The sequence below is a fragment of the Microbacterium sp. CFBP 8801 genome (assembly GCF_014839455.1).
Taxonomy (GTDB): Bacteria; Actinomycetota; Actinomycetes; order Actinomycetales; family Microbacteriaceae; genus Microbacterium.
The window spans coordinates 132,693-154,173 of sequence record NZ_JACYNU010000004.1; the positions used below are offsets into that span (position 1 = coordinate 132,693).

General features: G+C 70.6%; 20 protein-coding genes. 6 read left to right on the plus strand and 14 right to left on the minus strand.

Annotated elements, in window-relative coordinates; translation table 11 throughout:
* The first annotated feature begins 20 nt into the window (after nucleotides 1-20).
* Nucleotides 21-512, plus strand: a complete 492-nt coding sequence (locus tag IFR11_RS06830; RefSeq protein ID WP_244630631.1) for a DUF2231 domain-containing protein — start codon at nucleotides 21-23, stop codon at nucleotides 510-512.
* Between the two features lie 335 nt (nucleotides 513-847).
* Here IFR11_RS06830 and IFR11_RS06835 read toward each other — a convergent pair whose 3' ends face one another.
* The 9 genes from IFR11_RS06835 to IFR11_RS06875 form a co-directional block, all read right to left on the minus strand.
* Complete coding sequence (locus IFR11_RS06835) at nucleotides 848-1,174, minus strand: DUF7882 family protein (RefSeq protein WP_191915662.1); 327 nt, start codon at nucleotides 1,172-1,174, stop codon at nucleotides 848-850.
* 109 nt (nucleotides 1,175-1,283) lie between these two features.
* A complete protein-coding gene (locus tag IFR11_RS16740; protein ID WP_342030259.1) occupies nucleotides 1,284-1,874 on the minus strand; it encodes a helix-turn-helix transcriptional regulator in 591 nt (196 codons plus the stop codon).
* Complete coding sequence (locus IFR11_RS06845; protein WP_244630632.1) at nucleotides 1,822-3,360, minus strand: cytochrome P450; 1,539 nt, start codon at nucleotides 3,358-3,360, stop codon at nucleotides 1,822-1,824. The genes IFR11_RS16740 and IFR11_RS06845 overlap by 53 nt, the downstream gene beginning before the upstream one ends.
* A 149-nt stretch (nucleotides 3,361-3,509) precedes the next feature.
* A complete protein-coding gene (locus IFR11_RS06850; protein WP_191915664.1) occupies nucleotides 3,510-5,096 on the minus strand; it encodes a hypothetical protein in 1,587 nt (528 codons plus the stop codon).
* On the minus strand, nucleotides 5,078-5,821 hold the full coding sequence (locus tag IFR11_RS06855; protein WP_055939325.1) for an ABC transporter ATP-binding protein: 744 nt from the start codon (nucleotides 5,819-5,821) through the stop codon (nucleotides 5,078-5,080). The genes IFR11_RS06850 and IFR11_RS06855 overlap by 19 nt, the downstream gene beginning before the upstream one ends.
* 143 nt (nucleotides 5,822-5,964) lie before the next feature.
* Nucleotides 5,965-7,257 (minus strand): ABC transporter permease, encoded by a 1,293-nt coding sequence (locus IFR11_RS06860; protein ID WP_191915665.1) that lies wholly within the window; start codon nucleotides 7,255-7,257, stop codon nucleotides 5,965-5,967.
* Nucleotides 7,257-8,177 (minus strand): ABC transporter ATP-binding protein, encoded by a 921-nt coding sequence (locus IFR11_RS06865; protein WP_191915666.1) that lies wholly within the window; start codon nucleotides 8,175-8,177, stop codon nucleotides 7,257-7,259. Before IFR11_RS06865 ends, IFR11_RS06860 begins: the two co-directional genes overlap by 1 nt.
* Nucleotides 8,174-9,223, minus strand: coding sequence for an efflux RND transporter periplasmic adaptor subunit (locus IFR11_RS06870; RefSeq protein ID WP_191915667.1), 1,050 nt, complete (start codon nucleotides 9,221-9,223; stop codon nucleotides 8,174-8,176). Before IFR11_RS06870 ends, IFR11_RS06865 begins: the two co-directional genes overlap by 4 nt.
* Nucleotides 9,224-9,385: 162 nt before the next feature.
* Nucleotides 9,386-10,885 (minus strand): amino acid permease, encoded by a 1,500-nt coding sequence (locus tag IFR11_RS06875; protein ID WP_055838090.1) that lies wholly within the window; start codon nucleotides 10,883-10,885, stop codon nucleotides 9,386-9,388.
* A 3-nt stretch (nucleotides 10,886-10,888) separates the two neighbouring features.
* Here IFR11_RS06875 and IFR11_RS06880 point away from each other — a divergent pair, with 3 nt between their 5' ends.
* The 3 genes from IFR11_RS06880 (at nucleotide 10,889) to IFR11_RS06890 (ending at nucleotide 12,581) form a co-directional block, all read left to right on the plus strand.
* The gene (locus IFR11_RS06880) at nucleotides 10,889-11,401 is read left to right on the plus strand and encodes a histone-like nucleoid-structuring protein Lsr2 (RefSeq protein WP_327037595.1); all 513 of its coding nucleotides are present in this window, start codon (nucleotides 10,889-10,891) and stop codon (nucleotides 11,399-11,401) included.
* Nucleotide 11,402: 1 nt separating this feature from the next.
* Nucleotides 11,403-12,167 (plus strand): acetolactate decarboxylase, encoded by a 765-nt coding sequence (locus tag IFR11_RS06885; protein WP_197978917.1) that lies wholly within the window; start codon nucleotides 11,403-11,405, stop codon nucleotides 12,165-12,167.
* Nucleotides 12,168-12,242: 75 nt separating this feature from the next.
* Nucleotides 12,243-12,581, plus strand: a complete 339-nt coding sequence (locus IFR11_RS06890) for a histone-like nucleoid-structuring protein Lsr2 (RefSeq protein WP_055838082.1) — start codon at nucleotides 12,243-12,245, stop codon at nucleotides 12,579-12,581.
* Between the two features lie 58 nt (nucleotides 12,582-12,639).
* Here the strand turns inward: IFR11_RS06890 and IFR11_RS06895 are convergent, their stop codons facing one another.
* Complete coding sequence (locus IFR11_RS06895) at nucleotides 12,640-13,713, minus strand: Glu/Leu/Phe/Val dehydrogenase family protein (protein WP_191915668.1); 1,074 nt, start codon at nucleotides 13,711-13,713, stop codon at nucleotides 12,640-12,642.
* Between the two features lie 238 nt (nucleotides 13,714-13,951).
* On the opposite strand from IFR11_RS06895, the gene IFR11_RS06900 reads away from it, so the two are divergent.
* Entirely contained in the window at nucleotides 13,952-14,428 is a 477-nt protein-coding gene (locus IFR11_RS06900; RefSeq protein ID WP_055938006.1) for a YbaK/EbsC family protein, read from the plus strand.
* 71 nt (nucleotides 14,429-14,499) lie between these two features.
* Here the strand turns inward: IFR11_RS06900 and IFR11_RS06905 are convergent, their stop codons facing one another.
* From IFR11_RS06905 to IFR11_RS06920, 4 genes are read right to left on the minus strand one after another with little or no spacing between them, the layout of a single operon-like run.
* Nucleotides 14,500-16,464: a glycogen debranching N-terminal domain-containing protein gene (locus IFR11_RS06905; RefSeq protein ID WP_191915669.1), complete on the minus strand. Its 1,965-nt coding sequence runs from the start codon at nucleotides 16,462-16,464 to the stop codon at nucleotides 14,500-14,502.
* A complete protein-coding gene (locus tag IFR11_RS06910; protein ID WP_191915670.1) occupies nucleotides 16,461-17,375 on the minus strand; it encodes a carbohydrate ABC transporter permease in 915 nt (304 codons plus the stop codon). The genes IFR11_RS06905 and IFR11_RS06910 overlap by 4 nt, the downstream gene beginning before the upstream one ends.
* Nucleotides 17,372-18,484, minus strand: a complete 1,113-nt coding sequence (locus tag IFR11_RS06915; RefSeq protein WP_191915671.1) for a carbohydrate ABC transporter permease — start codon at nucleotides 18,482-18,484, stop codon at nucleotides 17,372-17,374. Before IFR11_RS06915 ends, IFR11_RS06910 begins: the two co-directional genes overlap by 4 nt.
* A 26-nt stretch (nucleotides 18,485-18,510) precedes the next feature.
* Entirely contained in the window at nucleotides 18,511-19,761 is a 1,251-nt protein-coding gene (locus IFR11_RS06920; protein ID WP_191915672.1) for a sugar ABC transporter substrate-binding protein, read from the minus strand.
* 187 nt (nucleotides 19,762-19,948) lie between these two features.
* Here IFR11_RS06920 and IFR11_RS06925 point away from each other — a divergent pair, with 187 nt between their 5' ends.
* Nucleotides 19,949-20,959, plus strand: coding sequence for a LacI family DNA-binding transcriptional regulator (locus IFR11_RS06925; protein ID WP_191915673.1), 1,011 nt, complete (start codon nucleotides 19,949-19,951; stop codon nucleotides 20,957-20,959).
* Nucleotides 20,960-21,481 lie beyond the last annotated feature (522 nt).

A 21,481-nucleotide genomic window follows, 5' to 3' on the forward strand; every position in this document is an offset into this window, starting at 1 on the left:
GCGGAGCGAGCTTCCTCGCGATGAGGGCTGCCAAGGTACCTCGAGCGGTCGTCGCGGGCCCCTATGGGCACCCGTTCCACCCGGTCGCGGTGACCATCCCCCTCGGGGCGTGGTCGTCGAGCCTCGTCTTCGACCTGCTCGGCTTCGCCGCCGACGACCCGCGCGGTTTCGCTCAGGGCTCGAGATGGCTCATCGCCATCGGGCTCGCAGGAGCCGTTGGGGCCTCGGTGCTCGGGCTGCTCGATATGTCGCGCATCCCGAAAGGCACGCCCGCCCGGCGCACGGCCGTGGCGCATCTCGTTCTGAACGTCACTGCGATGGGCCTGTTCTCGACGAGTCTCCTCGTGCGGATGCTCGACCTGGGTCGCGTGCCGGGCGTCGCCTTCGCGCTGAGCGCGACCGCCGCGACCGGGCTGAGCGTCTCGGGTTGGCTCGGCGGCAAGCTCGCGTATCGCTGGGGCGTGCGCGTCGCCGATGAGAACACACAGCGCGAAGGCTTCGAGACGACGTGACCCTCGTGGCGTGAGATCTGGGGGCCCGGTTCGCCATGGCATCCGGGCCCCCGACATCGGTGAGCTCAGCGTGGCCGGCGCAGCGGGATGCGCGACCAGCCTCCGCTCACCGCACCCGGGCCACCCGGTCAGCGGACACCACCGGGGGCAGCGGGAAGGGCCGTGCGGCCCGTCGCATTCGCGGCGCGCTGGTAGATCGGCGTATCGATGCTCGCCGGCAGCACGATCTTCACCCGGATGCCGCGATGGGCGAGCATCTCCTGCCGCAGAGACCACGCAAAGCCGAGCAGGCCCGTGCTTTCCCGCGATGTCGATGAGAACTTCGACGGACCCGCTCAGGCGAACGACTCAGAGGGCACGCTGTCTTCGGGGGGCTCGGGTACGACGTACAGGCCGGTGGCGGGGTTCGCGGTGGACATCAGCGCCTCGAGCCACGCGCGGTTCAAGGTCGGTGGCCGCCCGCCATGGAATTTGAAGACGAGATTCGCGCCGGGGTGCATCCAGACCGAGGTGCGGCCGCCTCCCGTGCTGATGTCGTCCTTCCAGACGAAGTAGAACGGTTCACCGCGGCGGAGCTTATTTCCCACGACCACCTGCAGGTGCGCGAGGAGACGATCTTCGAATTCGTGTCGAACGCCGCTCTCGTAGAGGAATTTACCCACGTGTTCCTCCCGCGGGCACCGTGCCCGCTCCTTTTCACTGTGCAAGGGAGAGGTCGCTTCGTCGGGGTCTCGACACGTCTCGCGCAACGGCGAGACCGAACACGTCGCGTCAGAACATGCGTGCGATCTGAGCGGGATTCTGCCCGTAGTGCTCGCGATGGTAGCGAGCGAAACGCGAGGCGCTCGAGAACCCCCAGCGTCGCGCCACCTCCGCCACCGACACGGCCGTCCCCGCGCGCAGTTCCTCGTGCGCCCCCGAAAGTCGCACGAGTCGCAGGTACTCCGTCGGCGTCGTGTCGAGTGCGCGGCGGAACGCGTGCTGAAGCCCGCGTGCCGAGATCCCGGATGCCGCAGCGATGTCCTCGAGTGTGAGGGGCTCGCGCGCGTGCGCCTCGATGTGAGCCACGGCCCGGCGGACGGTCCGCGGAGCGGCCGAGCGCTGATGAGTGCGCTGCATCGCGTCGAGGTACGGCGTGTGGAAGGCGCTGAGGGTCGACATGAGCGCGTGGCGTCGCAACTCGACCGCGAGGATCGCGTCGTCGTGCACAGCGTTCAGTGCCGTCGAGACGTAAGAGAAGCTGCGCTCCCACTGCAGGCCCGCGTCGCGGTCGCGGGCAGACGGCGCGAGTCGCCGTAAGACCAGGCGATCATCGCCCGTCGCGAGACGAGCGACGCGTTCCGCATCCGTGCGATCGAACACGAACGCCCGGACGCGGGCGGTGTGGGTCCACTGCGCCTCGGTCGATCCGCCGGCCCCCAGCCACGGCCGCCGCGGATCGACGCTGTGCCCGTCGGCCTCCAGCCGCACGCTGTCGCCCACGAGACGGCACGCCATGATCTGGTCGTCCATGCGGATGGACGAATGCACGGATGCCGCGAGCTCGTACGCCACCGTTGAGAACCCGGGAAGCTCGACGGAGTCCCACGAGAACGACACCCGTTTCGGATCGATGCGGTCCAGCCGAGCGCTGGGCACGAACCGCTGCCAGACCCTCTCCACCTCCTCGTGTCCCGTCGAGCGGACGTTCAGTCTCTGCCCCATCTCGCTCCTTCCGGTGCGCTGCGTTGAGGCGGAGAGCGAGGGTGCAGTGGGGGACACAGGCGGTCGCCTCGAGCGCCTCGTAATCGTCGATGCCGCGGAAGCGCTCGGGATCGAAGTGCGCGGGGCGCTTCCACTCGCGAGCGTCGGTGTCGGTGCCCAGGATGTCGAGCACGACCCGCTCGCCCTTCGCGACGCGCTGCCCATCGAGTTCGATGTCGGTGTCGGCCCAGGCCGGCAGCATCGGCACGAACGGTGCGGTGCGGCGGATCTCCTGAGCGAACATGGTCGCCAGCTCACCACCGACGAGGGAGTCGCGCTCGGCCGTCTCGTCCGCGATGCGCACACGCCACTCGGGACGATCGTGCAGCTCTTTCGCGGCGAAGGCGACGAACCGCGACACAGCGATCATGGGGCGGAAGCTGTTCTGCACCTCGATGCCCGCCTGCTTCGCCGACAGCAGCCGGCCGGAACGGTCGCGGTGCCATGCCCAGGCATGGAGCGCCGTGCCCTCCGCGGGGTCGAGCGTGCCCGTCCGCACCGCGTCGACGAGCGCGGCGGCGTGACGGTCGGACCAGCGACGGTTGGCGAGAGCGAAGAGGTACTCGGGCGAGTAGGGCACGCCGAAATCATCGACGATCTGCGCCTGCCGTCTCGCCCAGCGCGTCTGCGCGGCAGGTGTGCCCGGAATACCCGCCCAGCGCATGATCGCGCGGCCGAAGGCCCCCACGGCCGCGTCGTACGCCGTGTGGTCACCGCCCGCGATCCAGGCGTCGAGCTCGCCTCGCCACTGCCGGTCGAGCTCGGGCAGCAGGCGTCGCACCTCGTCGTCGTCGTACAGCACGTCGACGAAGGTGGCCTTGCGATGACGGTGGTCGGCTGCGTCGAGGCTGTGCACCGAGCCGTGGCCGAACAGCGACTCCTGAATGAACGCGGGCATCGCGCCCTGCCTGCTGACGCGCGATTCGTCGTAGAACAGGCGCACCCCCTCTTCGCCGCGGACGAACAGCGCGTCACGCCCGAGAAGGCGGAACGGCACCGCGCGGGCGCCACGATCGGCGCGACGCCAGAGGTGAGCGCCGAAGCCGTAGCCGCGGATGAGAAGGGAAAGGGAGTCATCGCGGATGAGGGTGCGGGGGGAGACCATGATCCCCACGTTTCCACGCGTCCGCCACCACACCGAGGGGGCAGTACGCCGAGCAGACGTGTGATAGCCGCGGCCTCTCTCAGCGCCGCGCTTCGACGTATCGACGCTGACGCTGACGCTGACGCTGACGCTGCCGAGAGAGCGCCGGTTCACGCCCCCTGATACGTCCGCAGCTGTGCAAGCAGCGCCGGAGCGCCCGCGTCGAAACGACGTCCGCCCACCACGATGCCGATCGCGAACACGACGACTCCGAGCACGGGCCCGACCGCGAGGGCGATCCATCCGGCCACGGCCGAACCGCCGAACGCGGCGATCAGCGCGGGGATGACGGCGGGCAACGACAGGACGGCGACGAGCACCCAGCACGCGAAGAACGTCAGGAACATCGCGAACGACGATCCCGGCACGCGTTTGAACGGCGAATCGCCGGGCGCCGGCGTCGGGATGACGAGGAACGCCGAGCTCACGGCGCTCACCCCGAGCCCCACCAGGGTGAGGGCGAGAGAGCCGCCGAGCACGGCCGGGAGCAGGTCCCAGCGCGCGGCGATGCCGAGGGTGACGAGGTCGGCGAGGACGACCAGGGGAACGCTGACGGTCGCCGCGCCGAGCATGCGTCCGAGGCGGTCGTCGCGTCCCCGGATGCCGGTCTGCATGACCGTGGCGAAGGCGGTGCCGTCGTACGAGACGTCGGTGTACGCGAGGATCCCGGCGAAGAAGCCCACGAGCAGCCCCGACAGGGCGAAGAACGGGGACGACAGGTTCCACTGCGAGTACAGCAGGATGAGCACCGGCGCGAACGGGATCAGCAGCAGCTGCTTGATGTAGCGCATGTCCCGCGTCCACGACGTGAGCGAACGCGCCCAGGTCGCGCCGACGGGACTCGACGGCATGACCCCGAACCAGCCGAGCGAGCCCGAGCGCCGGCGAGCCGCGGAGCGGGCCGGGGGAGCGACGACCGAGGCTGCCAGACTGCGGTTCCACAGCAGCCAGACCGCCGACAGCGTGGCGGCGGCGATGACGAACCTCACCACCGCGGGAAGCCACGCGCCGGCGGCGAGGTCGCCCGGTACGGCCCAGGCCGCACCGATCGGCGTCCACGCGACACCGTCGACGATCGACTGCACCTGCATGCCCTGGTCGGTCGCCGCGCGGACGCCGTTGAGGATGCCGACCAACAGGGGGCTGGCGAAGATGAGCACCGCGAAGCCGATGAGGCCGATGAGCTCGCGCGTGCGTCGTCCGCCGCCGAGGCCGCCCGCCAGGGCCGCCACCGCCCGCGAGGCGACCACGCAGATGAGCACGCCCAGGGGCACGCAGACGAGCGCGGCGATCGCCGCGACGGGCTCGCGCAGCCACACGAGGAAGGTCAACAGGGCGCCGAGGCTCGTGGCGATCCCGGGGATGCCGGTGAGCCCGCCGGCGGTGATGGCCACCATCATCTGCCGCGTCGTCATGGGGAACGGCGCGAGCTTGGCGGGGTCGAGGGTGGTGTCGATTCCCGCGGCGAACACCGGGCCGATCACCCATCCGAGCGTCAGCACGGCGCCGCCGGCCGTGACCGCCGCCCGCGCGATGTCGAAATCGAGGGTGCCGATGAAGAAGAGGCCGACCCCGGCCAGCAGCAGCATCCAGAGGGCGCCGAGGACACCGAAGATGAAGCCGACCAGCTGCATGGGGCTCCGCGTGAGGGTGTTGCCCAGCACGCGGAACCGGATCCTCAGGACTGTCGCAACCACTGGGGCCCCTCCGCGTGGTGGCGTCCGCCGACGAGGTCGACGAAGCGGTCCTGCAGGGTCGCGCCCGCGCGCACCTCGTCGACGGTCCCGGATGCCAGCAGCCGGCCCTGCGCGATGACGGCGACGTGGTCGCACATGCGCTGCACGAGGTCCATCGAGTGGCTCGACACGATGACCGTGCCGCCCGACGCGGTGTAGCCGCGCAGGATGTCCTCGATGTTCGCGGCCGAGACCGGGTCGACCGATTCGAAGGGCTCGTCGAGCACGAGCAGGCGGGGCGCGTGCACAAGGGCGCACGCGAGGGCGACCTTCTTGGTCATGCCGGCGGAGTAGTCGACGACGGGAGTGCCGGCCGCCTCGCCCAGGTCCATGATGCGCAGCAGATCGGCGGTGCGCGCGGCGACCTCGTCGCGCGCGAGGCCGAACATCATGCCCGTGTACGTGACCAGCTGCTCACCGGTGAGGCGGTCGAACAGGCGGACGCCGTCGGCGAGGTTGCCGATGAGCTTCTTCGCCTCGACCGGCTGCGCCCAGACATCGACGCCGTGGATGCGGGCGACGCCCGCATCGGGGCGGAGCAGACCCGTCGCCATCGACAGGGTCGTGGTCTTCCCCGCGCCGTTCGGTCCGACGAGGCCGTAGAACGACCCCGCGGGCACGGTGAGGTCGAGCCCCGCGACCGCCGTCTTCTCGCCGAACCGCTTCATCAGACCGGTGAGCTCCATGGCGGGCAGCGAGTCGGTCGACGTCGGCGGTGCGACGGCGTCGGGGAGGGCGGACGGCGGCGGTACGTCACGGGGAATGTCGGTCACCCTCCGAACCTATCGGCGGGCCCGGTCCGACCGCAGCATTCGGTTCGACCGTGCGTTCAGTAGCGGATCGCGTCGATCACCCGCACCCGCACCGCCACCAGCGCGGGCAGCAGCCCCGCGAGGGCACCCACGGCAGTGGCGGCGATGAGGCCGGTGATCGCGGCATCCACGGGGAAGGGCGGGAAATCGCTGACCATGCCCTGTCCGATGAGATCGCGCATCGCGGGGGACTGCACGGCGATGATCGACACCGCGACCCCCACGGCGCCGGCGACCACGGTGGCGACGACGCTCTCCATCATGACCGCGAAGAACACGCGACCGGCCGTCGCACCGAAGCTGCGTCGGATGCCGATTTCGCGCACGCGCTGCTTCACCGTCACGAGCGCGATGTTCACCAGACCCAGGGCGCCGAGCAGCAGCACGAGCACCGCGATGCCGATGACCACCATCTTGGTCACGAGGAACGGATCGTCACCGTACTGCGCCCAGTCCTGACGGTTGGCGTTGACCTCGACTCCCTCGCCGAGGGAGCCCGCGAGGTCGCGCTTGATGAGGGTCGTCAGCTGGTCGGCGAGCTCCGGGGGGATCCACATCTCGTACTGCGTCTGCGGGGCTTCGCCGCCGTACGGATCGACGGCGACGGCCGACGATCCGCGCTCCCCGGTCGCGGCGTCCTGCATCGCCTGCAGTTGCCCGGCGAGCATGAACATCGAGGGCTCCACCTCGTAGTCCGCCGCCGGGGTGACGCCGACGACGACGGCGGTCACCCCGCCCGCGGGAATCCCGGATGCGGCGTTCGGCACGCCTTGACCGCCCAGAGCCACGAGGGGGTGGCTCTCGAGGGGCGGGCGTCCCATGCGGTCCCAGAAGACCTCGTTGACGATGAGCTGTGGGGCCAGCTGTGCGGCATCCGCCGACGTGAACCACTCGCCCTCGAGCATGCGCACGCGGTGCATCTCGCCGTAGGGCTGATCGACGGCCTGCGTCGCGACCTGCGCGGCACCGGTCGAGAAGGGCACGAGCTGCTGGATGCTCTGCACGCGGCTGGCGTACGACACCTGGTAGCGGTCGACGACCTCCGACCAGGCGGTGTCCATCGCCGCCGCGTCGAGGGCGGACCCGTCGGTGCGATACGCCTGGACGTACAGGGTGGCCGGCCGGCCGCTCGAGCGCTCGCTGAGCTCTTGGTTGGCCTGCTGCACGATGGCGCCGAGGGCGACCACCGTGGTGAGCGAGCAGACGGCGACGGCGACGCCGATGAGCGACAGCAGCACGCGCGTGCGGTGGACCCGCACCTCTTGCCAGGCTTCGAGCAGGGCGCCCACGAGGGCGGTCAGCGCGCGCATCAGGCGTCTTCCTGCTCGGACGCGTCACCGGATGCCGTGGCGACGGGCGGGGCGGAGGGCTCGACGCGGAGGGGCGCATCGGGCGCGAACCCCAGGTCGGCGAGGGCGTCGGAGTCGGTCGGGGCCGCCCCGTCGCCGGCGTGCGCGACCGCAGGGTCGGCGAGGACGAGGGCCGCGGCACCCGCACCGGGCGCCATCTCTTTGCGGTCGCGGCGCGTCAGCGGCTCGAGAGTCGGGTCGTCGACGGGGGTGAGGATGCCGCGATCGAGGCGGAAGTGCCGACGGGCGCGCCGCGCGATCATCGGGTCGTGGGTGATGACGACCTGCGCGGCGCCCGTCCGGGTGGCGACGTCGTCGATGAGTTCCATCACGCTCTGCCCGGTGTCGAGGTCGAGAGCCCCGGTAGGTTCGTCCGCAAGGATGAGGCGCGGCCCGCGCACGAGCGAGCGTGCGATCGCGACGCGCTGCTGTTCTCCGCCCGACAGGCGGTCGGGCATGCTGTTGAGCCGGTGCTCGAGCCCGACGAGCTCGAGCATCTCGGCGGCGATCCTCTTGCGACGCCAGAACGTGCGGCCGGTCGAGTACAGCAGCGGCATGGTCACGTTTTCGAGCGCCGTGCGGCCGGGCAGCAGGTTGAACTGCTGGAAGACGAAGCCGATCGCGGCCCCGCGCAGTCGGTCGCGTCGCGCCGCCGATAGAGCGCGGACGGGCTTGTCGTCGAAGGTGATCTCACCGCTGGTGGGCTGGTCGAGCAGACCGAGCAGGTTCAGGAGCGTCGACTTGCCCGACCCGGAGCGACCGACGATCGACACGTGGTCGCCGGGCTCGATGGTCAGATCGACGCCCGACAGGATCGTCAGGGCGGGCTGATCCTGCGGGATCACCGTGCGGGTGACCTCGCGCAGCGCGAGCAGGCTCATCCGGCCGGCGCCGGTTCGCAGAACATCGAGCCGTCGGGGTAGGTGGTACACCCCTCGTTCCCGGCGGCGAGGGCACCGGGCGCGAACTCGAGGATCTCCTCGCCCTCGGCGAGACCCTGGGTGATCTGCACCTGGGTGCCGTCGGTGAGTCCGAGGGCGACGGCGCGTTCTTCGGTGCTGCCATCGGCGGCGCTCACCCAGACCGTGCCGCTCTGCGCCGCACCCCGCACGGCGGTCGTGGGCACCAGCAGCACGTTCTCGGCGCGGCCGCCCGCGATGGTCATCTCGGCCGCGAGCCCCGAGAACACCGTCACCTCGCCCGGAACCCCGCAGGTCGCGGTCGTCGAGGCGCCCGAGGCGCCCGTGCCGGCCGCCGCGCCCTCGGTCCCCGACGTCGAGGACTCGCCGCCGCCGCTGCCGGCGAGCGGGGTCGTGATGCGCAGGTTGCCGCACGTGAAGGCGGCGGGCCCCCCGGTGATCGTGACGGTGGCCTCGGTGGGACGGTTGAGCAGCCGGTACTGCTGGGCGGGCTCCAGGGTGCCCGACACCGAGTAGCTCGGCGGCGCGACGTTGCCCGCGACCGCGCCGATCGTCACTTCTTGGCCCGAGATGACGCTGAGGGCGCTGAGGGTGCCGCCGGCGGGCGCCGTGACGTTCTCCCACCGGAAGATGGCCGGCTTGGGCTTGCCCTCGGCGTCCACGCTGTCGGCGGGGTCGCGCTCGATCGGCACCTTGACGTCGAAGACGACGTCTCCGGCGTTGACCTGCGCCCCCTGGGCGATGAAGATCTTGTTCACCGTGCCGGCGGCGGTGGACTTCAGCGGCACGGCCGCGTCGGCCGAGACCGTCGCCTTCATGACGACGTCGTTGGTGATCGTGCCGAGGGCGGCCACCACGCGGGGCTCGACGATCGCGCCGGTCGGTTCGGCCGGGGCCGCGTCGGCGGGCCGATCCGGGAAGAACGCCAGCTTCACGAGGGCGACCGCGAGGATCGCCACGAGAATGATGCGCAGAATCGGAAAGACCCACGTGCGTGCGATCCCCATGAAACCCCCCGGATGTCGGAACCGTCGTCGACGACGCGATTTCTCTCACCCTAGGGGTGCGTCCGTTTCGTCGATGTATGGCCCCGACGGGGTGAACGACGGATGCCACGACCCCGGCCGTGCACGGACGGCGGGGTCGTGGCATCCGGTGTCGCGAGGGGATTACTCCTTCGGCGGCGAGACCACGCGGGGCTTCGACGGGTCGAGGGGAGCGCCCGTCGCCAGGCGCGAATGACGGCGCGAGTACGCGAAGTAGATCGCGAACCCGATGGCCAGCCAGATGAGGAAGCGCAGCCAGGTCTCGACCGAGAGGTTGAGCATGAGGTACGTGCAGATGAGCGCCGAGAGGATCGGGAGCACCGGGTTGAACGGCACGCGGAAGCCGCGCTTGAGGTCGGGACGGTTGCGGCGCAGCACGATGACGCCGACCGACACGAGCACGAACGCCGACAGGGTGCCTATGTTCACCATCTCTTCGAGGACGCCGATGGGAGTGAACCCGGCGACCACCGCGACGATGGCCGTGACGATGACGGAAATCACCCACGGCGTACGGAAGCGGGGGTGAACCTTCGCCAGTTTGCCGGGCAGCAGGCGGTCGCGCGACATCGCGAAGATGATGCGGGTCGCGCCGATCATCAGCGTCAGCACCACGGTGGTGAGGCCCGCGACGGCTCCCGCAGCGATCACGGTGGCCATCCACGTCTGTCCGTGGAACGCGAAGGCGTTGGCCAGGGCCGCTGCCGGGTTGAGCTGGTCGTAGGGCACCATGCCGGTGACGACGATCGCGACGGCGCAGTAGAGAATCGTGCAGATCACGAGCGACGCGATGATGCCGATCGGCAGGTCGCGCTGGGGCCGCTTGGTCTCTTCGGCGGTGGTGGCGACGACGTCGAAGCCGATGTAGGCGAAGAACACCAGGGCCGCACCCGCCAAGATGCCGCCGACGCCGAACGTGGCGGGCTCCAGACCCGACAGGAACTGCAGCAGCGGCTGCGTGAGGCCCGACGCCGACTCGGTCGGGACCGATTCCGGGACGAAGGGGCTGTAGTTGGCGGGGTTGATGAACATGATGCCCGCGATGATCACGAACAGCACGATGAACAGCTTGACCGCGACCAGCACCATGTTGACGCGGAGCGACTCCTTGATGCCGAGGGTCATCAGGCCGCCCAAGACGATGACGAGCAGGATCGCGGGCAGGTCGACGACACCGCCGTACGAGAGCTCCGCCGGCAGCGTGATGCCGATCTGCTGCAGGAAGGTGCCGAGGTAGGCGCTCCAGCCCTGCGCGACGACGCTCGCTCCGAGGAACATCTCGAGGATGAGGTCCCAGCCGATGATCCAGGCGAACAGCTCGCCCAGCGAGGCGTACGAGAAGGTGTAGGCCGATCCCGACACCGGCACCGTCGAGGCGAACTCGGCGTAGCACATGGCCGCCAGGCCGCAGGCGATCGCGGCGACGATGAAGCTGATGACCACGGCGGGGCCGGCGACGTCGTGCGCGACGCGACCGGTGAGGGTGAAGATGCCGGCACCGATCACGACGCCCACGCCGAACACGGTGAGGTCGACCGCGGTCAGGGATTTCTTCAGCCGGAACTCGGGCTCGTCGGTATCGGCGATGGACTGCTCCACCGATTTCGTACGGAAAAGGCTCACGCGGTGCTTCCTCTGTCTCGGGTGGTGCTCGGGGAGCGAACACCACCCACGGAGAGTAGTACCGTCTTCGCCGTTGCGCCTAGCGTCCCCGCGGGAACGCCGGAGGGTGTAGCACGTCGCGCGCGCGGTGAGGAATACAGGGAATGCGGGTGTAAAGTTTTTCGTATTATGGCTCTCAAGCACATCACGCACCTCGTCGACGATCTCGACGGTTCCGTCCTCGAAGAAGGACAGGGAAAGCAGATCACTTTCTCTCTCGAAGGTCGTACGTACGAAATCGACCTCTCCGACCGCAATGCCGACAAGTTCTATTCGGCGATCGCTCCTTTCGTCGACGCCGCGCGTTCGGCATCGCGAGGCGCGTCGACCACGCGTCGCACGCGTCCGGCCCGCCGCGCGAACGACGTCGATCTCGGTGCCGTTCGTGAATGGGCGCGCGCGAACGGACACACCGTGAGCGACCGCGGCCGTGTTCCCGCGACGGTTCTCGACGCCTACACGGAAGCCCATTCCTGAATTGACATCGGCCGAATCCGCCTCGAGGACGGCGCCGATCGCGTCGACGTCGGTCACGCAATTCGCCGTTCTCGATGCGCTTCTGGGCGGCGTCTATTCGTCGGGCATCGCCGTTCCCGACGTGCGCCTTCTCGGCGACACCGGGATCGGCTGCTGCGAAGGCCTCGGCGGTGAGGTCGTCGTTCTCGACGGACAGCTCTTCGAGTGCACGACCGACGGCCCGCCCCGGCTGATGGACGACAGTGAGGTGCTGCCGTTCGTCGATGTCTGCACCCTGGCGGACGCGGCGACCGCGGAGGTCGAGGGCCTCGATCTCGACGGGATCGGCGACGCGGTCGACGCACGGCTCGCGAGCCGCAATCTGTTCCACGTCGTTCGCCTCGACGGAGTCGTCTCCCGCGTGAAGACGCGCGTCACGCGGCGGCAGGAGGCGCCCTTCCGGCCGCTCGCCGAGGTGGCGGCGGAGCAGATCGAGACCGTGACCGTCGACCGCGCCGGCTCGCTTGTGGGCTTCTGGATGCCCCGCATCTATCAGGGCATCACGGTGGCGGGTCTGCACCTGCATTTCCTCAGCGACGACCGGCTCGTCGGCGGCCACGTTCTCGAGGTTCAGCTGGATTCGGCCCGTCTGCGCGTGGCCGCGTTCGCCCGATTCACGTTGCAGTTGCCGCAGGATGCGCAATTCCTCGGTACCGAGCTGACGCACGACGACGACCATCGCATCGTGGCCGTCGAGGGTGGTCCGCTCACTTCATCGACCCGATGAAAGCGGATGATTCGGCGGGTGAATCTGCAATAGCAGACACCGGATCACCCGGGAATCCCGACTTAGGATGACGGCATGGCTAAAAAGCAGATCACCCAGTTGATCGACGATCTCGACGGCACGGTTCTCGACGACGGGGACACGGTTCGTTTCTCCCTCGACGGCCGGGCTTACGAACTCGACCTTTCCGCTGAAAACGCACAGACCCTCCGTGACGCTTTTGCGCCTTTCATCGCCGCGGGTCGTTCCGTCGGGTCGCCGTCGCCGAGTGGCCGCCGTGTTACCCGCGGACGGGCGACATCGTCACGGGATCTCGTCGACGTGCGCACCTGGGCCGCAAAGAACGGCCACGACATCAATGCGCGCGGGCGCATCTCGACGACAATTCTCGAGGCCTACGACGCCGCGCACTGACCTTTTCCGAAAAGAATCCGGATGCCGCGAGACCGCGGCATCCGGATTCTTTTTTCGTTCACACGGGGGTGACGGCGCCCGCTCCGACGGAAAGTCGTTCGGCGGCCAGACCCTCGGCGGCGGCCAGAGGGGTCACCCCGCGGGCCTCGGCCTCATCGAAGACGCGGCGGAGGGTGTCGCCGATGCCGGCGACGCGCCCCATGATCTCGTCGAGGGTGCCGCGTCGCTTGGCCACGAGGTCGAGGTAGATCACGCCGCCCGCGTTCACGACGAAGTCGGGGGCGTAGAGGATCCCGCGGCGGGACAACCGCTCCGCCCCCGCACGCTCGGCCAGGGGGTTGTTCGCCGGACCGCACACCGCGCGCGCGTCGAGCGCGTCGATGACGTCGTCGGTGAGCACTCCACCGATGCCGGCCGGCACGAACACGTCGGCCGGAACCAGGTGCGCCTCGCCCGGCTCGACCCAGGCGGCACCGAGCTCGGCTGCCCGGGCGCGTTTGGCGGGATCGACGTCGGTGACGGTCAGGGCGGCGTGCTCCGACGCCAGGCGTTGGGCCAGTCGGCCGCCGACCTGGCCGAGGCCGGCGATCGTGATGCGGCGTCCCGCGACGTCGCCGGTGCCCACCGCACGCTCCAGGGCGGCGATGAGCGAGGCGTAGACGCCCGAGCTCGTGGGGCCGGCGGGTTCGCCGGAGCCTCCGACGGAGTCGGGGAGACCCACCACGTGCGCGGTGCGCTCGCTGACGGTGAGCATGTCTTCGGTCGTGGATCCCACGTCTTCGGCGGTGCGGTACAGCCCGTCGAGGCTCTCGACGGCGTCACCCAGGTCGAGGAAGGCGGCACGGCGCCGGTCGGTGTCGAGCACCGTCCCCTCGGGAAGGCCGATCACCGACTTACCCCCGCCGGCGTCGAGACCGGCGGCCGCGTTCTTCAGCGTCATGGCGGCGGACAGGCGCAGCGCGTCGCCGACCGCGTCGGTCCACGACGGGTAGGTCCACAGTCGCGCGCCGCCGAGAGCGGAGCCGAGAACCGAGGAGTGGAGGGCGACGGCGACGAGCAGACCGCTGCGCCGCCCCGTGATCACCTCCACGCGTTCGTGCGTGAAATCGGGCAGGGGGAGGGCGTGGGTCATCGCGTTCCTTGTCGTCGACCGCCTTGTGGGCGGTACTCAGCGGGTGCCGCGGCGTTGCGGCATCCACCCTCCATTGTGACCCGGGCCCGCGGCGTGCGCGAGTGCGGCCTGCGCGAGTGCGTCGCGCAGCGGATGCCGAGAGCCCACGATCGGCGCGAGAGCACCCGCGAGGAGGTGCGACCTCGCGCGGACCGTGTGCTCTCGCGAGGGAGCGAGGGGGAACACCTAGGCTGACGCCATGAATCACGCCCTTCCCGCTCGCAGCCGTCTCGTCGCCGCCTCACTCGAGGCCGCGGGCATCGAGGGGGCGATCATCGTGCTTCCGGATGCCGCTTCCACGGCCGCGCTCGCGGCGGCCGCGCTCGACATCGAGGTGGGGGCGATCGCCAACAGCCTCGTGTTCTGGAGCGACGACGAGCCGCTGCTGGTGATGACGAGCGGCGCGCACCGCGTGGACACGACGGCGCTGGCGGAGCGGCTCGGGCGCGGGAGCATCCGCCGGGCGACGCCCGATCAGGTGCTCGCGGCCACGGGGCAGCCCATCGGGGGCGTCGCCCCCACCGGGCACCCGGCCCCGCTGACGACGATCGTCGATGAGGCGCTCGTGGAGTTCGCCGAGATCTGGGCGGCGGGCGGCACCCCGCACACGGTGTTCCCCCTGACGTTCGACGAGCTGGTTGGACTCACCGGCGGCACGGTGACGCGGGTCGCCTGAGAGCGTCGGGTCGCGCGACGTGTCGAAAGGCCGGACGACGGCGGTCGGGGGAGGCCGCCGCCGCCCGGCGGCTAGGCTCCGGGCGAGGTCGTGAGCGCGGCCAGGCACACCACCGCGGCGGCGGCCGACCAGGCCTGGGGGCGGCACGCCGCGGGGTACGGCGTCGGCGCCGACGAATGGGTGCGCGGGTCGCCGGAGTGCAGCTCGGGCACGCGGTAGGCGAAGCCCTCGGCCGCGTCGAGCAGCCCCTCGACGACCGCCCGCGCGTCGGCGCGGAGCCCGGCGCGCAGCATGCCGTGGGCGGCGATCGCGGTGTCGTGCACCCACACGCTGCCCCCGTGGTACGACAGCGGCCAGTAGCCCGCGGCCGCGGTCGACATCGTGCGGACGCCGTACCCGCTCGACAGGCTCTCGCCGCGGAGCAGCCCCGCGACGTGCGCCTCATCGTCGGGTGAGAGGATGCCGGTCCCCAGCAGATGCCCGATGTTGCTGGTGAGGGTGTCGACGGGCTTCTTGTCGCGGTCGAGCGCGACGGCGGGGTACCGGCCCTCGGGAGTCTCGACCCAGTAGCTCTCGGCGAACCGCGCCTTCAGATCGGCCGCCCATCCGCGCCAGAACGCCGCCTCGCTGGCATCCGACTCGCTCCCGAGCGTGTCGAGCAGGTCGGCACCGGCGAGAGCCGCCTCGTAGGCATAGGCCTGCACCTCGCAGAGCGCGATCGGCCCCTCGGCGAGTCGCCCGTCGCGCCACTGGATCGAGTCGCCGGAGTCCTTCCACCCCTGGTTCGACAGGCCCGTGCCCAGGCGGTCGATGTAGTCGAGGAAGCCGTCGCCGTCGCTGTCGCCGCTGTCGCGGATCCAGCCGAGCGCGGCGCGCAGCGTGGGGAGCAGCTCCCGCACCTCGGCGTCGGGCATGCCGGCGCGCCAGGTGTCGGCGAGAAGGCAGATCCACAGGGGCGTGGAGTCGACGCTGCCGTAGTACTTCGGCGGCAGCACGATGCCCTCGCCGGGCATCTCGAGCGCCGAGGCGCGCAGCTCGTGCAGGATCTTGCCCGGCTCCTGCGCGGTCGACGCGTCGTCGTCGGCGCCCTGCAGCCGCGCGAGCACGCGCAGCGTGGACTCCGCGATCGCTCGGTCCAGCGGCAGCGTCAGACGCGCGGCCCAGATCGAGTCGCGGCCGAAGAGCGTGAAGAACCACGGCGCTCCGGCGGCGAAGAACTCGTCGTCGGGGTGCTCGGGCAGCACGAGCCGCAGGGCGTCGAGATCGTCGAGCGCGGTGTGCAGCCACCGACCGAGCCGCGGGTCGGTGGTCGTCTGCGCGACGGCGCCGGCGTTCCACCGCGCGGGCGCCGCGGCGGAGCCGACGACGAGGGTGTCGTCGCGCAGGGTGAGGGTCCACGCGACCTCGACCGATCCGAGAGCGGGGATCTCGACGTCCCAGCGGGCGGTGAGCTCGCCGGCCCCGGATGCCACACGTGCCCCCGGCGCGATCAGCTCGAGTCCCTGCGGGCCGGCGTCGACGATCGCCCGATCGCCGGCGAGCTCGATGCCGGCGGGACGCGGGTGCGCGTGCCCCGACTTCACCTCGTGCAGTTGCGCGAACTCGGGACGGAGTGCGAGGTGCAGGGTCGTCACGACGGGGTGATCGACGCGCGAGCGCAGGGTCCAGGTTTCGCTGAGGTGCCCGTCGGACACCCGGCGATCGCGCAGCAGTCGCACCTTGGGATCCGGGGTCGCGTCGTCGAGCGCGCGCAGCAGACCGCCGAACACGATGCGCGATGCGCCGTCGGGAGCCGTCGAGATCCACTCGACGGGGGAGTCGTCGCAGCTCGCGGTCAGCGACCGCACGTGCCGCACATCGCCGTGGTAGACCCCGTGCACGGCGGCGGAGCCCATGTCGCCGGTCGAATCGGACCACACCTGCGTGGGAGCGCGGAGCGCGATGACGGCGTCGTTCAACAGGGGCTGCACAGGAGTCGGGGTGGCCGTCGTCCCGGACACGCGCGAGGCGGGCGAGGTGGTGGGGGCGGTGGTCATTCTTTGACGGCTCCTTCACTGGCGTTCATGATGCGGCGCTGGAAGACGAAGAACACCACGGCGACGGGGATCGTCATGATGGCCGCGGCCGCGAGTTTGAGGGGGAACTGGCTGCCCTGGCTGAGCTGACCGCTCGCGAGGGCGGCGACGCCCTTGGTGAGGGTGGTCAGCTCGGGGGACTGGGTCGAGACGACGAAATGGCTCAGCTCGTTCCACGATCCCTGGAACGACAGGATCACGATCGTGATGAGCGCGGGGCGCGCCATGGGCAGCACGACCGACCAGAAGATGCGGAAGGTGCCGGCGCCGTCGACGCGCGCCTGCTCCTCGACGGACGGGGGGATCGACTCGAAGAAGTTCTTCATGATGAACACGCCCGCGGCATCCACGAGGAGCGGGAGGATCATGCCGGCGTACGAGTCGTAGATGCCGAGTTGGTTGATCACGAGGAACTTCGGGATCAGCAGCACCACCGTGGGCACCGCCATGACCCCGACGAGTCCGGCGAACACGAGACCGCGTCCGCGGAACTGCAGGCGGGCGAGCGCGTAGCCGGCGAGGGAGTTGAAGAACACGCGGCCCAGGGTGACGAAGACGGTCACGATGGCGGAGTTGCCGAACCACACGGGGAAGTCGGAGTTCAGGAACAGGCGCTCGTACGCCGCCCACGTGAAGGGCTGCGGTGCGAGCGAGATCGGATCGGCCGCCGCCGCGGCATCCGTCTTGAACGAGGTCGCCACCTGCACCAGGAACGGATAGATGTAGATGACGGCGAGCACGATGAGCAGGACGTAGAGGCCGATCTGCCAGCGCAGGGCCTTGCCCGCCAGGCGGTGCCGGCGGGGACGCCGGGGCCCCTCGATCCGCTGCTCCGCGAGGACGGTGGTCGCGGGGGATGCCGTGGCGGTCATCGCGTGCCTCCCTTGGTGCCGGTGCGCACCTCGTACTGCCGGATGCGGCGCCGCGAGACGGGACGGTCGCGCAGCACGAAGCGCTGCAGGATCGTCAGCGCGACGATGATGACGAACAGCACGAAGGCGATCGCGGCTCCCTGGCCCCACTGCTGCGACAGGAAGGCCGACGAGTAGCTGAGGTACGCGGGCGTCAGCGTCGTCTTGCCCGGGCCTCCCTGCGTGCCGGTGTAGATCTGGTCGAACACCTGCCACGTGCCGATGAGGCCCAGGGTCAGCACTGTGAACAGCACGGGCTTGAGCTGGGGGAGGGTGACGCGCCAGAACCGCTGCCATCCGGTCGCGCCGTCCATCATGGCGGCCTCCTGCACGTCGCCGCCGATGTTCTGCAGACCCGCGATGAACAGGAGCATGAAGGTTCCCGAGGTCGTGAACACGGCCATGACGATGAACGCCGACATCGCCACCGAGGGACCCGCGAGCCAGTCCCACCACGACACCCCGAGCAGGGTGTTGCCGGTGAGGAAGGCGGGACCACTCGTGATGCCGACGGCGCCGAGGAGGTTGTGCACGACACCCGACGGGTCGCTGAACCAGTTGGGACCGTTGATGCCGAGCCACGACAGCACCTCGTTGACGGCGCCCGAGGCCGAGAAGAGGAACAGCCACAGCACGGTGATGGCCACCGAGCTCGTGACCGAGGGAAAGTAGAAGGCGGTGCGGAACAGCCCGCGACCGCGCAGGACCGCGCGGTTGACCAGCACGGCGAGGAAGAGCGAGAGCGCGGTCTGCAGGGGCACGACCAGCAGCACGTACCAGCCGTTGTTGCGCAGGGCCGTTCCGAAGTCGCGTTCGGCCAGACCCCCGCCGGTGGTGACGGCGGCGTAGTTGTCGACGCCGACGAAGTTCACGTTCGGCGAGAAGGGGCTGCCGCGCCCGGTCCAGTCCGAGAAGCTCACCCACAGCGCCATCAGCACGGGAACGAGCAGGAAGACGCCGAGGATGATCAGCACGGGGGCGGTGAACAGCCAGCCGGCGGCGGCCTCGCCGCGCCGGATCCCCGAGGAGGGGAACCCGGCGCGGCGGGACGCGGTGGTGAGAGCACTCATGAGGGGTTCGCGTTTCGTGGGCGCGATTACTTGACGATGGCCTCGAGGTTGGACTGCGCCGTCTGCAGCAGCGCCTGCGGGTCGCCGGTCTTCAGCGACTCGAGCTGGGCGTTGAAGTCGGTGATGACGTCGGCCGCGCCCGCCATGTTCGGCGGGAACTGGGCGTACTCGGCGCCGGCGAGGAATGCCGTCAGCGTCGGGTTCGCGCTCGTCCATGCGTCGGCGGCGGACTGGATCGAGGGCATCGGGCCGAAGGCCTGCGAGAACGCCAGCTGCTGGTCGGTGCCGGTGAGGTACTCCACGAGCGAGCGGGCCTGCTCCTGGTTGCCGCCGTCGGCGGCCATGCCCCAGCAGTTGGTGAACTGCAGGGTGCCCTTGCCGCCGGGGCCGGCGGGAAGCTCGGCGACGGTGTAGTTCACGTCGGGGTAGTCGGCCGACATCGCGCCGGTGATCCAGTTGCCCTCGATGACCATCGCGGCCTTCTGGGTGCCGAGCGCCTCGCCGCCCCAGCCCGCGCCCACGTCGGACGCGAAGGCGAAGGTGCCGTCGTTCAGGTGCGTCTTGACGTAGGTCAATGCCTCGACGTTCTCGGGGCTGTCGGCCGTGGCCTGCCCGTCGGTGACGAGGCCGCCGCCCGCTTGCGCCATGAAGGCGCCGACGCGCTGGTACTCGGCGCCGAACGCGAGTCCGACGCGGCCGTCGACCGTGAGGCGCTGGGCGACGGATGCCAGTTCGTCCCACGTCGTGGGGATGTCGGCATCCGTGAGTCCGGCGGCCGACCACAGATCGGCGTTGATGATCAGCGCGAGCGTCGAGAAGTCCTTGGGTGCGCAGTAGAAGGTGCCGTCGACGGTGAAGTTGTCGACCAGCGAGGAGTAGAAGTCGTCTTTGTTCGCCAGGTCGTCGCCGTAGGCCGCGATCGATCCGTTGGCGGCGTAGCCCGCGAGGGCCTCGGGCGCGAGGTAGAAGAGGTCGGGCGGGGAACCGGCGGCGAAGCCCTGCGACAGCTGCTGGGGCAGGTCGTTCGCGGTCTGCACCTCGGCCTCGACGCCGGACTGCTCGCTCCAGGCGGCGACCGCGTCGGTGACGGCCTTCGTCTCGGCGTCGCCCGAGGAGCCGATGAGCAGGCTGAGCTTTCCGCTGCCGGACGCCTGGTTCTCGCCGGGGGTGTCGGAAAAGCCCGAGCCGCAGGCAGTCAGCGCGAGGGCGCCGGTGGCCAGCAGAGCGCCGGCGCCGAGCCAGGTGCGCGCGCGGCGGATGGGAGTGTGCCGTGTCATGTGTCTCTCTCCTTCGATGAGGCATGCGACCCCTCCGCGGTGCTCGGAGGGCCAGAGTTTGAACGTTCAAACTGTGGTGCGACTACGGTAAGGAGGGGGAGCGGCGTCTGTCAAGCGGTTGTCGCGCGGCTTAGGCTGACGGTCTGGACGGCGTCGGTCCGCCCGAATCGACGAGCGAGGGGGTCGCATGGCGAAGGCGCCCACCGTCGACGACGTCGCCCGTGTCGCGGGCGTCTCGCGCCAGACCGTCTCGAACGTCGTGAACACCCCCGACATCGTGCGCGAGTCGACGCGGCTGCGCGTCGAGGCCGCGATTGCCGAGCTCGGCTACCGGCCGCACGCCGCGGCCCGGCGTCTGCGCACGCGCCGCAGCTCGACCATCGGCATCCACCTCGATCCCTATGCCGGGGGGATCTCGGGCGTCGTGCTCGACCGTTTCGTGCACGCCCTCACCGAACGGGCGGGAGAGCGCGACATGCGCGTCCTGCTCTACGCCGCGCGCACCCCGGAAGAAGAGATCGCGCGCCTCGGCGACCTGCTCGAAGGTGGCGAGGTCGACGCCGTCGTGGTGACCGGAACGTTCCACGGCGACCCCCGCACCGGGTGGCTGACGGCGCGGAACCTCCCCTTCGTCTCGTTCGGTCGCCCCTGGGGAGAAGACGACGTCGAAGCCCCCGCGCACCTGTGGGTCGACGTCGACGGCGCGGCGGGCACCCGCGCCGCCACGCGACACGCCCTGCAGCACGGAGCGGGACCGGTGGCGTTCCTCGGCTGGCCCCGCGGGTCGGGCACCGGCGACGAACGCGAGCGAGGCTGGCGCGAGGCCGTCGCCGACGCCGGGCGCCAGCCGGTGCGGTGGACGGTCGAAGAGAACGTCGCCGCAGCCCGCGACGCCGTCGCCGCGGGACTGGCGGACACCCCCGGCATCGGCGCGATCGTCTGCGCGAGCGACTCCCTGGCGATCGGCGCCCATCTCGCCGCCAGCGTCGCCGGGCGCGACGACATCGTCATCGTCGGCTTCGACAACACCCCGGCGGTCGAGGCTCTCGGGCTGTCGAGCGTCGAGCAGCTCCCCGAGCGGGTGGCATCCGGAGCCCTCGACCTGCTCATGGGCGAGAACGGCACCATCGTCGCCCCCCGCGCGGCCGTCGCCGGCGCCGCGCACGTGCTGGTGGAGCCGCGGCTCGTCGTGCGCTGAGACGCGGGGCGGGTTGCGCGGCGCGGGTGCCCGGGCTGCGGTGGTGCGGGCGCGTCCGCGGCGGCGCGGCGGTGCGGCGGTGCGGCGGCCCGGCTCGCGGCGTGGCGCGGACGCCTGGCTCGTTGAGTGTCCGAGGCACGCCGTCCGGGAGGGGCGGGGTGCGGCGTGTCTTGGACACTCGGGAGGGTTTGTGGCGGGCGGGGCGGCGGGCGGGGCGCGCTTCGGCGGACTGTGGCATGACGGGCGCGGACGCCCGGCCCGCGGTGGCGCGGACGCCGAGACCGTTGAGTGTCCGAGACACGCCGTCCGGGAGGGGCGGGGTGCGGCGTGTCTTGGACACTCGACGGGGTGTGCGTCGGCCGGGCGGGCGGGACGGCGCGCGGCGGCGTGCCTCGCTTCGCCCGCGCTGCGGCGCGACCGCTGCGGACACGAGTCCGTTGAGTGTCCGAGACACGCCGCCCGGGAGGGGCGGGGCGCAGCGTGTCTTGGACACTCACCGGGGGTTTGCGTCGTGCGGGGCGG